The organism is Psychrilyobacter sp. (genome assembly GCF_037132775.1).
Classification (GTDB): domain Bacteria; phylum Fusobacteriota; class Fusobacteriia; order Fusobacteriales; family Fusobacteriaceae; genus Psychrilyobacter.
In genome coordinates, this window is sequence record NZ_JBAHZY010000077.1 from 1 (window position 1) to 14,321 (window position 14,321).

Annotated in this window: 15 protein-coding genes; all 15 read right to left on the reverse strand. The window is 31.6% G+C overall.

Annotated features, from left to right (window positions below; genetic code table 11):
• Window positions 1-249: 249 nt before the first annotated feature.
• The gene (locus tag V5784_RS05100) at window positions 250-780 is read right to left on the reverse strand and encodes a hypothetical protein (protein ID WP_336887964.1); all 531 of its coding nucleotides are present in this window, start codon (window positions 778-780) and stop codon (window positions 250-252) included.
• 263 nt (window positions 781-1,043) lie between these two features.
• Window positions 1,044-1,268, reverse strand: a complete 225-nt coding sequence (gene rpsR / locus V5784_RS05105; RefSeq protein ID WP_336887965.1) for a 30S ribosomal protein S18 — start codon at window positions 1,266-1,268, stop codon at window positions 1,044-1,046.
• An 18-nt stretch (window positions 1,269-1,286) separates the two neighbouring features.
• Window positions 1,287-1,727, reverse strand: coding sequence for a single-stranded DNA-binding protein (locus V5784_RS05110; RefSeq protein ID WP_336887966.1), 441 nt, complete (start codon window positions 1,725-1,727; stop codon window positions 1,287-1,289).
• A gap of 37 nt (window positions 1,728-1,764) precedes the next feature.
• Window positions 1,765-2,046, reverse strand: coding sequence for a 30S ribosomal protein S6 (rpsF, locus tag V5784_RS05115; protein WP_336887967.1), 282 nt, complete (start codon window positions 2,044-2,046; stop codon window positions 1,765-1,767).
• A 144-nt stretch (window positions 2,047-2,190) separates the two neighbouring features.
• Window positions 2,191-3,249 (reverse strand): cell division protein FtsZ, encoded by a 1,059-nt coding sequence (gene ftsZ / locus V5784_RS05120; RefSeq protein ID WP_336887968.1) that lies wholly within the window; start codon window positions 3,247-3,249, stop codon window positions 2,191-2,193.
• A gap of 26 nt (window positions 3,250-3,275) precedes the next feature.
• Complete coding sequence (gene ftsA, locus V5784_RS05125) at window positions 3,276-4,583, reverse strand: cell division protein FtsA (protein WP_336887969.1); 1,308 nt, start codon at window positions 4,581-4,583, stop codon at window positions 3,276-3,278.
• Window positions 4,580-5,266, reverse strand: a complete 687-nt coding sequence (locus V5784_RS05130) for an FtsQ-type POTRA domain-containing protein (RefSeq protein ID WP_336887970.1) — start codon at window positions 5,264-5,266, stop codon at window positions 4,580-4,582. The genes ftsA and V5784_RS05130 overlap by 4 nt, the downstream gene beginning before the upstream one ends.
• Before the next feature lie 72 nt (window positions 5,267-5,338).
• Window positions 5,339-6,208 (reverse strand): D-alanine--D-alanine ligase, encoded by an 870-nt coding sequence (locus V5784_RS05135; protein ID WP_336887971.1) that lies wholly within the window; start codon window positions 6,206-6,208, stop codon window positions 5,339-5,341.
• 10 nt (window positions 6,209-6,218) lie between these two features.
• Entirely contained in the window at window positions 6,219-7,061 is an 843-nt protein-coding gene (gene murB / locus V5784_RS05140; protein WP_336887972.1) for a UDP-N-acetylmuramate dehydrogenase, read from the reverse strand.
• Entirely contained in the window at window positions 7,058-8,386 is a 1,329-nt protein-coding gene (gene murC / locus V5784_RS05145) for a UDP-N-acetylmuramate--L-alanine ligase (RefSeq protein ID WP_336887973.1), read from the reverse strand. The genes murB and murC overlap by 4 nt, the downstream gene beginning before the upstream one ends.
• A complete protein-coding gene (gene murG, locus V5784_RS05150; RefSeq protein ID WP_336887974.1) occupies window positions 8,387-9,457 on the reverse strand; it encodes an undecaprenyldiphospho-muramoylpentapeptide beta-N-acetylglucosaminyltransferase in 1,071 nt (356 codons plus the stop codon).
• A 193-nt stretch (window positions 9,458-9,650) separates the two neighbouring features.
• Complete coding sequence (gene murD, locus V5784_RS05155) at window positions 9,651-10,970, reverse strand: UDP-N-acetylmuramoyl-L-alanine--D-glutamate ligase (RefSeq protein WP_336887975.1); 1,320 nt, start codon at window positions 10,968-10,970, stop codon at window positions 9,651-9,653.
• An 80-nt stretch (window positions 10,971-11,050) separates the two neighbouring features.
• A complete protein-coding gene (gene mraY, locus V5784_RS05160) occupies window positions 11,051-12,124 on the reverse strand; it encodes a phospho-N-acetylmuramoyl-pentapeptide-transferase (protein ID WP_336887976.1) in 1,074 nt (357 codons plus the stop codon).
• Between the two features lie 11 nt (window positions 12,125-12,135).
• Entirely contained in the window at window positions 12,136-13,431 is a 1,296-nt protein-coding gene (gene murF / locus V5784_RS05165) for a UDP-N-acetylmuramoyl-tripeptide--D-alanyl-D-alanine ligase (protein WP_336887977.1), read from the reverse strand.
• 57 nt (window positions 13,432-13,488) lie between these two features.
• Window positions 13,489-14,049: a D-glycero-beta-D-manno-heptose 1,7-bisphosphate 7-phosphatase gene (gene gmhB / locus V5784_RS05170; RefSeq protein ID WP_336887978.1), complete on the reverse strand. Its 561-nt coding sequence runs from the start codon at window positions 14,047-14,049 to the stop codon at window positions 13,489-13,491.
• Window positions 14,050-14,321 lie beyond the last annotated feature (272 nt).

The following is a 14,321-nucleotide window of genomic DNA, read 5'->3' on the forward strand; positions in this document are numbered from 1 at the left end:
TTGTTCTTCCAGCTCTCCATCTAAAGCACTTTCAAGCATTTGTCCCATCATTTCTTTAATTAATGCGCTAAAATCCAAACTGGTATTAGGTGTTCTACTAAGATATTCTCTAATTAGCTCTTTTCGTGCTAATTCATCAGAGGATAAATCTTTTCTTTTTTTTCTCATAAAAAAACCTCCAAATTAATGTAATTGTAGTTTACACTAATTTGGAGGTTTACACAAAATATGAGACAGACCCCAAATATCTTATAAGCCTTCATCATTTTCTTCCCCAACTATATTTCCTCCTCCATTCAATTCCCTCTTTATCTCTTCTGCCTTATCAAATTCATCTGTACTTCTATATAGTTTATAAAGTCTTTCGTTTATTTTTTTAATCTCATTTTCCGATAACTTCCCCTTTAATTCTACCAATGTCGGGATACTAAACTCCCTGCTGTATTTATAACCGTCTATCGCCTCTAATAAGCCGTCTAATTTTTTTGCTCTTTTATCCTCATCTATTTCAGTTAAAATTTCTTTTTTTACCCCTTCTAAAACTTTTTCTTCCTCTATTTCTTTCTCTTCCCTCTCTTTTATTATAACTTCATTTCTTTTTATAATTTCTTTCAATTCTTTTTTAGCTTCTTTTAATTCTTCCTCTAACTTTTTTTCTTTCTCAACCTTTATTATTTCTTGTCTGGTTTTTATTACCACTTCTTCTTTTTTCGGACGCAACATAAATAATGCCAAGATTCCAAGTAGTATAGCACCTAATATCAAATGTTGTTTTTTCATAATCCCCCCCCCGGTGACTTTCATAGATTTTTCAGTTATTAATTTAAAATATATTTTTCGTGTAGGTTCGTGTTATTCGTGACTGCATTCTTTTTGTAAACCCTTCATTATTAGCTCATAATTTATTATTTTTTACAACCTTTCAATCATACTTTTAATATTACACTATTTTTGAATATTTACTACGATATATCATTTTAGTTAACTTATTTTTAGTTATAAAAAAAGCCAAGAAATAAATTCTTGGCTCAAAAAGTAATCTCTTACTTCTCTGTGTTTGTATAAGGTAATAACGCAATGTTTCTAGCTTGCTTTATTGCTCTAGTTAATTTTCTTTGTAACTTAGCACTTGCTCCAGTTACTCTTGCAGGATTGATTCTACCTTTATCAGACATGAATCTCTTTAATAAATCTGCATTCTTATAGTTTAACTCTTCAGCTTTAACTCTTAACTTTGCTCTTTTTCTTCTCTTTCTGAATTCTGCCAACTCAGTCACCTCCTAAAATTAGAACGGGAATTCATCATCTTCTTCTTCGACAACGCCCGATTGCTTTGGTTCTGTATGCTTTGGTTGATTATAGCTATTTGTTGTTTTGGGTTTAGAATTTGATTCAGATTCAAAACTATTTGCGCCACTGCTTCTAGATTCTAAAAATTCGATTCTATCTACAATAACATCAGTTCCATACCTTTTTTCACCATTGACTTCATAAGTTCTCGTTTGAATTCTACCCTGTACTCCGGTATTATTACCCTTTCTCAGATATTCTCCAATCAATTCAGCTGTCTTACCAAAGGCAGTACAACCAATAAAGTCTGCTGGATCATCTTTTTTCATTCTATTGACTGCTAGTGTGAATCTGCAAAATGCCATTCCGCTTTGTCCATACTTTAATTCTGGATCTCTAACTAATCTTCCCGTTAAAACTACTAAGTTCATAGACATAATATACCTCCTAAATCAAACAATTTACTTTAACTTATTAGTTCTTAGTTATGATATATCTCATAACTTCTTCAGTAATGTTTAACTTGTTTTCTGCTACTTGTAAGTTTTGCCCTTCAGCTTTGAACGTAGTTAATACGTAGAAACCTGTTCCTTTCTTTTCGATTGGATAAGCTAACTTTCTTTCACCCATTTTTGTAGTTTTTAATTCAGTTGCAGTTGCTGCAGTTAAGATAGTTTCTACTTTCTCAATGATTGCACCTCTTGCGTCTTCCATAACTGTTGGGTTAATAATGTACATTATTTCGTAATTCGTCATCAATTTGACCTCCTTCCCTCTGGATTTTGTCCAAGTAATAAATCACTCAAACAGGGTGCATTCATTATATCATATCTGTAAAACTAAAGCAAGGATAAATAAAAAATCAACCCAAATAAATTTAGATTAATTTCGTTTTTTTAATTAATTATTTCTTCTCATCCACGCAGGGATCTCTAAATCTTCTTCTTCTTTTTTCTCTACTATTTTTGCTAAGTTTGGTTTTTCTATTGCAACTACTTTTTTTTCTGTAGATTCTTCACTAAAGTTAGTCGCTACTAGGGTTACTTGTAGTCTATCTCCCATCTCATCGTCAGTTGTAACACCAAACATCACATCATCTACAGATTTTCCTGCTGCTTCCTTCACCATATTCGAGATTGCAAAAGCTTCATTTAATCCCAGTGCAGACGATCCTGATATATTGATTAGGATCTTGCTTGCTCCAGATATTGATTTTTCTAATAATGGACTTTGAAGAGCTTTCTCAGTGGCTTTAATGGCTCTATTTTCCCCTTCCATTTCTCCAAATCCTATCATAGCTATCCCTGAATCTAACATAGTTGTTTTAATATCAGCGAAGTCTAAATTTATTAATCCTGTTTTTAATATAAGGTCAGCTAGACCTTTAATTCCAATTTTTAAAACATTATTAGCTTCCATAAAAGCATTTTGTAATGTTATAGTTTTTTCTGGAAGTTCGAATAATTTATCATTTGGTATGATAATAAGTGCATCTACAGATTCTTTTAAATTAATTATTCCCATATCTGCATTTTTCATCCTGCTCTTTCCTTCAAAAGTAAATGGTTTTGTAACTACCGCAACTGTCAGAACTCCCATATCTTTTGCTATTCTAGCTATTACTGGTGCTGCGCCTGTTCCTGTGCCTCCACCCATTCCAGATGTTATGAATAACATATCGGTTTCCTCTAATAGAGTTTTTATCTTGTCTATATCTTCCTCTGCTGCCTGTTTTCCAATCTCTGGATCAGCTCCCGCTCCCAATCCTCTTGTTGATTTTTCCCCTAGTTGTATTCTTATATCCGCTAAAGAATTATGTAAATCTTGGGCATCTGTATTGGCTGCAATGTACTCTACTCCCGTTACTCCTGCTTCAATCATATCATTTATTGCATTCCCTCCGGAACCCCCTACCCCCATTACCTTTATCTTCACCAAATGCTCATTTGTGTGTATCATCCATCTTCCTCCTTAGACTATAGACTCTATATAAAATTCCCCAACCATTTTTTTAATTTAGACGGTTTTTTAGTCTCTATTTTTTTCTTAACTATTCCTTTTTTTTCTACCTTATTCAACGTTGTTGTATTCACAGTTTCTTTTTTTCCCTTTACTTCCTCTATTTTATCTTCTACATTTGTTTGTTTTAGGCAACTGTATTCATCTTCAAGAGCTGTAAGTAATACTCCCATCCCCGCAATACAAGCAGGGCTTTTTAGTGTCGTTGTCATCCCATCTATCTTGATGGTTGTTCCTATCCTGATATCATAGTTTAGCAGTGTTTTTAATTTCTCTAGAATCCCATAATTTCCTACGACTCCTCCAGCTAATACTATCCCGTTTTTTAGATATTCCTTATATCCCGAAGCCTCTATACTCTTTGAAATATATTCCAATATCTCATCGGTTCTAGCATCTATTATCTCCCTTAAATACTTGACTTCAAAGGTCTTAGTCAAGCTTTCACCATCTTCTAAATAAGATATAGTAATTTTTTCATCTATATCTTTATTTTTTATCTCCGACAAGATGTTCTTCACTACTTCACAATTTAATTCTAGCACATATTTAAGATCATTGACATAGTGCATTCCACCTATAGGTATTATATTTGTCTTGATAAGCCTATTATTTTTAAAAATTGTTATTTCTGTTAAACCATACCCGATATCTACCAATGCTACACCATTTACCTTATCTATTTTTTTTAAAGTCGCTTTAGAAGAGGCTTCTCCATTATATACAAGACTATCTACCTCTATCTTTGCTTTATTTAATGTCTCTACTATTTTTTTGACCTTTAATTTAGGTATTCTTATCAGATGAACACTCACCTTTAATTTATTTCCAATTTTTCCAACTGGATTTTTCATTATTCCAGAATCATCTATCCTATAGTTATAGATTTCCTTAGCTATCACCTGTTCATCCTCTTTAACCGCCCTCTCTTTAGAAATTTTAAAAATTTCATCACAGTGGCCTTCAGTAACTTCTATCTCCTCATCGGAGAGTTTATACTCAATCTCTGTAGTACTAGATTTTAAGTCACTTCCACTGATTCCTATGGTAGCTTTTTTTATTTCAATTCCAATCTTTTCTTCTAGCCTTTCCTTTCCGAGTCTCAGGGTTCTACTGAATAACTCTCCATCAATTATTTCTCCTTTTTTTATTCCATTAGACATAATAGTAGTATGCCCCAATATTTTTATATTCTTTCCTGAATCATATAGTTCTCCTACAATAATAGTTGTTTTAGATGACCCTATATCTATTCCTGTTCTTATCCTTCTCATAATCTCTGATCACCCTCTATCCTTTTTATAATGTAGTCTTCAAACCTCAAATCAATATATTCTATCTGTCTTTTATTTTGAGATTTTACTTGATTGTATAGCTTTTTCACAACTTCATATTTCTTCTTGTCTACAATTAAATTCGTGATTATTCTAAGTCCTGTATTTGTTGTAATGGCTACTCCATTATCTACCTTATACATCTGAGATATCTCATCTTTAAAACTAATTTTTTTCATGATCTCAATAAATTTTTTTATATCATCCTCATGATCTATTCGAAATAAAGACATATTATATTTTTCACTCTCTTTCATATATCCATATATTTTTCCTGATTCATTGGATATATAAATACTATCTCTATATTCTATATATACAAAAGGTTTATTTTCTTTTATATCAAATATTAAAATATCAGGCATTCGAGTTTTTATAACTACATCTTTTACTCTTACATCCTCTAATATTTTATCCTTTATTTTATTTTTATCTATCCCTAATATATTTTTACCTTTTAGGTTTTTTATACTCTTTGCTAAATCATCTATTAACTCTAAATTTTCTGCATTTATATTTACTTCGGTAACGTCAAATATGGAGGCTCTTTTGAAGTCTCTATATTCAGTGTAAGTATACCAAAATATTATCCCTATCAATGTTATTTTCAAGATCTTTTTCATATTTATTTCACCTAATTCATTATTTTATAATATAACATTTTTACTTTCAATTTACAATATATACCTAAACTATTATAAAATATTAAGATCTGATACTATTTTTTTTAATATCATTTCAAAACTATAACCTTTTAGCTTTCCTAATTTAGGCAATAAACTTGTGGTGGTCATCCCAGGGCTGGTATTTACTTCTAAAAAATATAGTCCATCTTTTGATAGGATGAAATCACTCCTGCTAACCCCTCTAAGGTTTAATATTTCATGCACTTTAGATGCAATTTCCATAGCTTCCTCATAGTAGTTTTTCTCTATTTTAGCAGGAACTTCATAAATAGTTTTCCCCACTGTGTATTTTGACTCAAAATCATAGGTTCCTGAATTAGGTATTATCTTTACCACTCCTAATTTTTCTCCATTTAATATTCCAGCAGTCAGCTCTTCCCCAGCAATAAATTCCTCTATCACTAGATCTATCCCTTTTAATTTTTCCACTGCTTTTTCTGCTTCCTCTAAATTTTGACAGATATAGAGTCCTACACTAGACCCCTCTTTAGAAGGTTTTATCACTATTGGATACTTTTCCACTTTATTTATACAAGTATACTTCATTGGTGTTTTAATTCCAAAATCACCTACAATTATTTTTGTTAAAATTTTATCCATAGATATAGCACTGGCCGTTACACCTGATCCTGTATATGGTTTTTTCAAAATATCTAAGACGGCTTGTACTCTTCCGTCTTCACCAAATTCACCATGTAAAGCTATATATGCTAAGTCATATTCATTTTCCATAAGTGCAGTCAAATAATTTTCTTCCACTAGATCTATCTTAAAAGCATCATATCCTAAATTTAGAAGCCCCTGTAATATGGCTCCTCCACTCATTAGTGATATTTCTCTTTCTGAGGAGATCCCCCCCATCAATACTGCTATTCTCATATATTTTCTCCTAGTATCCTATAATTACTATCTCTTCTTCTAGTTCAACCCCTGAATCTAGTTTTACTTTTTCCTTCACTATCTTCATTATCTCAATAACATCATTATATTTAGCATTCCCATGATTTTCCAAAAAATTTGGATGAACATTGGAAACTTGCATGTCTCCTACTCTATGTCCCTGTATCCCGGCTGCTATTATTAATTTAGCTGAAAAATGTCCCTCGGGATTTTTAAAAGTGCTTCCCAGGTTAGGCATACTTAAAGGATGTCTAGTTTCTCTTTTTTCCTTTAATTCTAAAACTCTTTCCATCTCAAATCCCATTTTAAATTTAAATACAGCGCTTATGACTATCCATTTTTTTTGCTGGATCTCTGTATTCCTATATGACACATAGATATTTGATTTTTTGATTTTTCTAATTTCAAAATTTTCATCTATTATCTCGATCTCTTCTATATAATCAAAAACTTCAGAACCATAGGCTCCTCCATTCATATAGATCAGACCTCCTACACTCCCGGGAATCCCTGCTAGATTTTCTAGTCCTGAATAATTTTTTTTTGCTGTAAAATCGATCAAATCATCAAAATTTAATCCCGATTCTACATAGATCCTTCCATCCCCTAGGTCCTCTATCTTATTTAATTTATTTAAACTTATAAACGATATATCCATATCTCTGTCTGGAATCAATGTATTGGTCCCATTGCCTATGAGAAAAGTTTTTTCTCTAGTTTTTAAAACTTCAACCAATTCCTCTTTTTTCTCTATTATTATCAATTCTTTGGTCATCCCACCAATTTTCATATGAGAATATTCCTTCATATGATGATCTGTATATATTTTCATCTTACCTCCAATTTTTCAACTACCTCATGTGCCATCTGTGATATTGTCCCTGCTCCCATAAAGATATAGGTTCTGTTTTCAGCTCTCACCACTTCCAATATTTCTTCCACATTAGTTAAAATCTTAGCATTTCCAGAAGTATAGATATCAGCAGCCAATTCTTCCAATGTAATTCCGTAGATATCTTCCTCCCCTGCAGAATATACAGGAAGTAAGATTACCTCGTCTGCTAGATCAAAACACCCTTTAAATTCCTCATATAAAAACTTTACTCTACTATATCTATGGGGTTGAAAAATTGCTGTTATTTTTTTAGTCTCTATTTTTTTAGCACCCTCTAATGTCGCTCTTATCTCTGTTGGATGGTGTGCATAATCATCTATGATCCTCAAGTCTCCATCTAAAAGAATATCATATCTTCTTTTAGCACCTTTAAAATTTTCCAGCCTTATTTTTATCTCCTTTAGAGATATTCCTAAAGTATAAGCCAGATATATCACCCCTAAACTATTGGAAACATTATGTCTCCCAGGTACAGTCAATCTAAATTCGCCTAAAAGTTTACCGTCTAAAATCACATCATATACACTCTTTCCATCAATTATTCTGATATTATCTGCATATATTTCAGCTTTTTTTTCTATACTATAAGTTACAATTTTATCCTTGAAACCCAGTATATTTTCAGATTCCAAACAATCTATATTTAGTAGGGTAAGTTTTTTAGTTTGCTCATAAAATTGAATAAATGATTTTTTTATATTTTCAAAACTGCCGTGATTTTCTAAATGATCTGCCTCTATATTGGTTATGATTGAGTATTCCGGCAGTAGATATAAAAATGAATTATCACTTTCATCTGCTTCTGCTATTAAATATTCCCCAGTACCACAATGTGCATTGGAATTTATCTCAGGTAAGATTCCTCCTATTACAATGGATGGATCTAATGGTAGCATCACAGCTCCCAACATGGAGCTAGTAGTAGTTTTCCCATGGGTCCCCGCTACTGCTATTCCAGTTTTTTTATTGAATAATCTAGCTAAAAATTCTCCTCTTTTTATCACTTCTATCCCATTTTCTATAGCGTACCTATATTCTGGGTTAGTTTGTTTAATAGCGCTTGATCTCACCACCAAGTCTATTCCCTCTACATTTTTTGCATCATGTTCATAATGAATTTCGACTCCTAAACTTTCTAATTCTATACTTACATCTTTTTTAGTTTGATCCGATCCACTTACACAGTACCCACTCTTAGCCATTATTTTAGCTAAACCACTCATACCTATGCCATTTATTCCTATAAAAAATATTTTTTTCATCTATCTGTTCCCCCAAATTTCTAAGGCATCCACTATTTTTTCTGCTGAATTCCCCTTTTTCATTCTTTTTAATGCTGCTCTCATCTCTTTTAGTTCGTGTTCATTTTTCACTAATTCTAAAGCCATCCTAACCGCATTTCGAGCTTCTCCATCTTTATATATAAAACTAGCCTTATTCTCTGAAAGAATTTTAGTATTTGCAAATTGCCCTACTTCACGTAACTGATATGGTATCAATATCGATGGTTTTCCTAACTCTATTAATTCTGAGATTGTCAATGCTCCCGATCTGCATAACACCAGATCAGCAGCACACATTATATTAGGCATATTTTCAAAATATGGTTTTATTTGATCTGTTAATTTATATTTAGATAATTTAGACATAACCTCTTCATAATTCTTTTCTCCAGTAGCCCAATATATCCTTGTATTTTTTTCCTTTAAAAATGAGCTCCATTCTTTGATCAATGCTTCATTAATACTTCTTGCTCCTTGACTTCCGCCCACGATAAGAATCATCTTTTCATGATCTTCTAATTTTATCTTCTCCCTTTCATTATGAGAACTTAGAGTATAAAATTCTTTTCTTAGCGGGTTTCCTGTAACCTTTAACCTAGATTGGTATTTTGATGATAGTTCATCATAGGTCAGATCAAAGGCTAAAAACATTTTTTTACTAAATCTATAAAATATTTTATTAGCCAAGCCTAAAGTAACATTTTGCTCTTGCAAATATATAGGAATCCTTAAAATTATAGCACTTAAGAGAGTAGGGATAGATATATAGTTTCCAAAACCAATCACTGCATTAGGTTTTTCCTTTCTCAATATTGATATAGCTATTTTTGTGGCTTTTAAGAGTTTTATTATTGCTTTAAAATTTCTTAGAGGCAAAACATCTAAGCCTATAAATTTATACCCCGCATTCGGAACGATCTCTTTTTCCATCCTGTGACTAGTTCCTATGAAAAGTAGATCTATATTTTTTTTCTTCAATTCATCTGCTACTGCCAAAGCTGGATAGATATGTCCACCTGTTCCTCCTGCTGTTAAAATTATCTTTTTCATATTTCCTCCAATATGCTTTACGCAAATAAATAACTTGAAACTAAAAATACAAAAGTGAATTTAGAATCTTTTTTATTCTGCTACTAATTTACACTAATTAATCCCGATAAAAATTTAGACATTTGACACAAAAATAGAATTTAAAATATAATTAATCACTTATATCTATTAGTCTTGTTCGTGGTAAAGTTTTTTATTTCTTAAATCTTTCCAAAACCAGTCTCTTGAATATTTTTCCCCTCTCCTCATAACTTTTAAATTGATCAAAGCTAGAACTAGCCGGAGATAGTAGAACTGTTAAATCTTTTTCAGAATCTGTAGTTTTCATCTTTTTCTCCAGTGCAATCACTACTTTTTCCAGAGTTTTCAAGGTATAAATATTTTCCCTAGGGTAGTTTACTGCTAACAATCCCTTCTCCAGTTTAGGAGCTAATTCTCCTATTAAATATACTTCTTTTACACTTTTTTTTATCTCCTCAATGAGGGGTGTTAATTCCAGATTTTTATCACACCCGCCACATATGAGTATCGGATTTTCAAAAGATCCTATGGCTTTCATTGTAGATTCCAAGTTAGTTCCTTTGGAGTCATTTATAAAATTTATAACACTATTTTTATTTTTATAAATATAAAATTCTTCCATCCTATGTTCTAAACTCTTGGTGTTTTCTAAGAAATTTGTTATAACATAATTATCTATGCCAATTAATTTTGCCACTCCTACAATAAATAATATATTCTGTAAATTATGTATCCCTTTTAACGAAAAATTATCTATAGCTGTTATCTGCTTATCTTTAAAGTATAGGTTATTTTCAGACAGACAGACCTCGGTATTTTCTTCCAAAGAGAGTCTCGAAATTTCGCCATTAATTCTATCTAACCTTTTTATTATCTCCACATCATCTATATTTACTATAAACTCATCCTCTGAACTTTGATTCATTCCTACATTGAATTTTGTGTCATAGTAATCGTTTGCATCCCTGTACCTGTCCAAATGATCAGGTGCAAGGTTAATTATCATAGCTATGTCAGCTTTAAACTCATATAGATTTTCCAACTGGTAAGAACTCAATTCTAGAACTATATATTCATATTTATTTTTTTCTAAAACAACTCCTGAATATGGAGTCCCTATATTTCCGGCTGCTATACTTCTAATTCTTGCTGCATTCAATAAGCCAGCTAACTTACTTGTTGTTGTTGTTTTTCCATTAGTTCCTGTAATGGCTATAATTTTGGTTTTAGAAGTTTTTTTCATATACTTATACGCTACCTCTATTTCATTCACTATTTTAATCCCTTTTTTTTCTACTTTTTCGATTAGATCATTGTAGGGTATCCCTGGACTTTTTACAAACAGATCTATACCCTTTAAATAAGCTACTGCATCTGTAGACGAAACACCTATTTTGTCATCTACAAGTACCGTTTCCCATTTCATAACTTCAAGTAATTTTTTTACGCTTTTACCGCTTATTCCAGCTCCATATATCATAGCTTTTTTCATTTTTTTACCATCCTTCAACTTTTTTCATAGATTTATAGTTGGGATAATCCACGAATTATCCCTCCATAATTTTTAATTTTTCATCTTAATTTTAATATTATTAAACTTCCTATTCCACATAATAAACCTATTATCCAAAATCTAATAGTTACCTTGGTTTCTGCCAAACCTTGTAATTCAAAATGATGATGGATAGGAGCCATCCTAAATATCCTTTTTTTCCTCATCTTATATGATCCTACTTGCAATATTACAGATACCGCTTCTACTACAAATACAAATCCAATTAAAAGAAACAGTAGTTCTTGCTTCAAAAATATTGCAATTACTCCCAATAATCCACCTAACATAAGAGAACCGGTATCTCCCATAAAAATTTCAGCTGGATAAAAATTAAACCATAAAAATCCTAATCCTGCTCCTATTAATCCGGTTAAAAATACTGTGATTTCCCCTGTTCCTGCTATATAGTAAAGATCAAAATGCTGACTTAACTCTATATGCCCTGTAAAGTACGCAATTAGCCCTAGAATAGACGCGGCTATAATCACTGGCATAATCACTAACCCATCCAATCCATCTGTTATATTTACAGCATTTGAGCTCCCTATCAATACCAAGAGTATCCACCCTAGTAGTGGAACCGCTCCTATATACAGATAGTTCTTTGAAAAAGGATTCATTATCCCAAAATCTAACTCCGTCCCTGATATCTCAAATTTTATTACAAATAACCAAGTCAAGACAGCTATTAATGCCTGACCGATCATTTTTTTTCTACCTGACAAACCTTTTTTACAGACAGTTAATTTTCTATAATCATCTAAGAATCCTATACTGCTGAATAAAAGCATACACAGAAGTAACATCAAATTAAATTTATTACTCAGATTTCCAACTATCAAATTAGTTATTGTTGCAGAGAAGACTATTAATACTCCCCCCATTGTAGGAGTCCCCGCCTTTTTAAAATGTGTTTCCGGCCCTACATCCTTTGCTTCGTCACCTATTTTTTTTCTTCTTAAATATGCTATAAACGGTTTCCCTAAGATCATGACAATCATAAGTGATACAGCAAATCCCAAAAAACCTCTCAAATAAATTGATTTTAAATACGTTAATTTTTCATAATTTTCTGCCAAATAATATAACATCCATCAATCTCCTAATCTAAAATTTTATTCAAACAAATACCTTTTGAAGCCTTTAAAAATATTACAGCTCCATCTTTTACCTCTTTTACCTTATCTCTAATTTCTTCTACAGTTTCAAAATAAAAACAATTTTTATGATCCAGTTTCATATGCAAGTTTTTCATCTCTTTTCCTACTAAATATACCTCATCTAAATTTAAATTTTTTATAGTTTCAGAAAGACCTTCATGAAGTTTTTCACTTTGTTTTCCTAATTCTAGCATATCACCCAATATGGCTACCTTATAATCATCTTTAAAAATTTCATCAAAGGTTTCTAAAGATAATTTCATGGCTACTGGGCTAGCATTGTAAGCATCATTTATAAAGATTTTTCCATCTTTTTCAACCCTTTCAAATCTCATGCCTGTGATTTTTAGATTTTTACATGCATCTAAAATTTCCTCCTTAGACACCCCCACCTTTAAAGCTACAGTCATGGCTAAAGCTATATTTATAGAGTTATACTCCCCGTACAAGTTGGTCTGTACCTTCATTTCTTCCTTTAAAAAAGAGAATTTAAATTCCCCGCCTCTTTTATCTTGATGAAAACCACTTATAATATAATCATTGTTTCTATCCTTACCCACTCTTATGGCTTCTACACCTTTAAAATAAGGATCATCTCCATAAACTACTCTAAATTCAGGTTTTACAAACTCAAAAATTTCTATTTTCGCTTTAAAAACATTGTCTCTGTTTTCTAAAAATTCTAAATGAGAGTCTCCTATATTAGTCACTATAGCATAATCTGGCCTAGCTATCTCTCCTAACAGCCTGATTTCTCCTAGATTACTCATCCCCATCTCCAAGACAATAAATTCATCATTTTCTTCTAGTTGTAGGAGGGTCAGTGGCAAACCTATATGATTATTGTAGTTACCCTTTGTCTTCTTACCCTTATACTTCTGCGATAGAATAGAATGGAGGATGTCCTTTGTAGAGGTCTTCCCTTCACTCCCGGTGATCCCTATAACTGTCACATCCAAATTTTCCCTGTATTTTTTAGCCAGCTCTTGTAAAAATAAGACACTATCTTCTACATAAACAGCTCTTTCATCCTCTATTTTGATATTTATATCATCATAAAACACCAAACAAGCACCTCTTTCCAATACATCTTGAATATATTCATTTCCAGATCTTATTCCGATAAAAACATCATTTTTTTTTACCTTCCTACTATCTATATGGATTTCTCCTACTTTAATATCTTTCAGATGTTTTTGATTTGGAAACATCTCATTTAAAAAAAATAATTTGTGCATCTTATATATCTCTCCTTATTATAACAATTTTTACCTCTTAACTCAATTATTCTTCTGCTAAGTTTTTGACTCTCTCTCCAGTTGTTTTGCAAATTCATATAGTGTTTCGTTGATTTCACAAGAGTTTTTTAATTTCTTTTTCTCTTCTAATCCATGGCCTGTTTTTACCAGGATTGATCTCATTCCTAAAATTTTTCCAGCTTTTACATCACTAATCTTATCTCCTATCATGATTGAAGACGAAAATTCTATATTTAAATCTTTTTGTGCATCTAAAAACATCCCAGGTTCAGGTTTTCTACAATTACAATCTAATTTATATCTACCTATACCATTTTCAGGGTGGTGAGGGCAATAATAAAATCCATCTATGTGTCCTCCTATTTTCTCGACTTCCTTTTGGAGATAATCATGCAAAGCTTTCACACTATTTTCATCATAATAACCCCTGGCTACTCCAGATTGATTGGTTACTACTACAACTAAGTAACCTAAATCATTGAATATTTTTATTGCTTCCTTTGCTCCATCTATAAATTCAAATTCTTCTATTTTATGAAGATAATCTTTTTCAACATTTATATTTCCATCTCTATCTAAAAAAATACACTTATTCACAACAATCCTCCCATTATAATTTTCACCCCTTATATTATATAAAATTTTTGCACTTTATAACAGATTTTTTTAAAAAATAGATTTTTTCCCCATAAAATTTCATTATTCTATATTTTAAGCAAGAAAAAAGCCATCAAAATTAATTGATGACTCCTTTAATTTTTTGAATTTCTTCAAAAAATAAAAAAGACTTGGCAAGTTCCTATCCTCCCAAGGGGCTGCCCCCTAAGTACTTTCAGCGTTTACGGACTTAACTTCTGGGTTCGGAATGT

What these genes read in the sequence shown, in the direction of transcription:
- V5784_RS05100 (WP_336887964.1), bottom strand. Translation starts at nt 780, where the DNA reads ATGAAAAAACAACATTTGATATTAGGTGCTATACTACTTGGAATCTTG.
- V5784_RS05110 (WP_336887966.1), bottom strand. Translation starts at nt 1,727, where the DNA reads ATGTCTATGAACTTAGTAGTTTTAACGGGAAGATTAGTTAGAGATCCA.
- rpsF (WP_336887967.1), bottom strand. Translation starts at nt 2,046, where the DNA reads ATGACGAATTACGAAATAATGTACATTATTAACCCAACAGTTATGGAA.
- ftsZ (WP_336887968.1), bottom strand. Translation starts at nt 3,249, where the DNA reads ATGATACACACAAATGAGCATTTGGTGAAGATAAAGGTAATGGGGGTA.
- ftsA (WP_336887969.1), bottom strand. Translation starts at nt 4,583, where the DNA reads ATGAGAAGGATAAGAACAGGAATAGATATAGGGTCATCTAAAACAACT.
- V5784_RS05130 (WP_336887970.1), bottom strand. Translation starts at nt 5,266, where the DNA reads ATGAAAAAGATCTTGAAAATAACATTGATAGGGATAATATTTTGGTAT.
- V5784_RS05135 (WP_336887971.1), bottom strand. Translation starts at nt 6,208, where the DNA reads ATGAGAATAGCAGTATTGATGGGGGGGATCTCCTCAGAAAGAGAAATA.
- murB (WP_336887972.1), bottom strand. Translation starts at nt 7,061, where the DNA reads ATGAAAATATATACAGATCATCATATGAAGGAATATTCTCATATGAAA.
- murC (WP_336887973.1), bottom strand. Translation starts at nt 8,386, where the DNA reads ATGAAAAAAATATTTTTTATAGGAATAAATGGCATAGGTATGAGTGGT.
- murG (WP_336887974.1), bottom strand. Translation starts at nt 9,457, where the DNA reads ATGAAAAAGATAATTTTAACAGCAGGAGGAACAGGTGGACATATCTAT.
- murD (WP_336887975.1), bottom strand. Translation starts at nt 10,970, where the DNA reads ATGAAAAAAGCTATGATATATGGAGCTGGAATAAGCGGTAAAAGCGTA.
- mraY (WP_336887976.1), bottom strand. Translation starts at nt 12,124, where the DNA reads ATGTTATATTATTTGGCAGAAAATTATGAAAAATTAACGTATTTAAAA.
- murF (WP_336887977.1), bottom strand. Translation starts at nt 13,431, where the DNA reads ATGCACAAATTATTTTTTTTAAATGAGATGTTTCCAAATCAAAAACAT.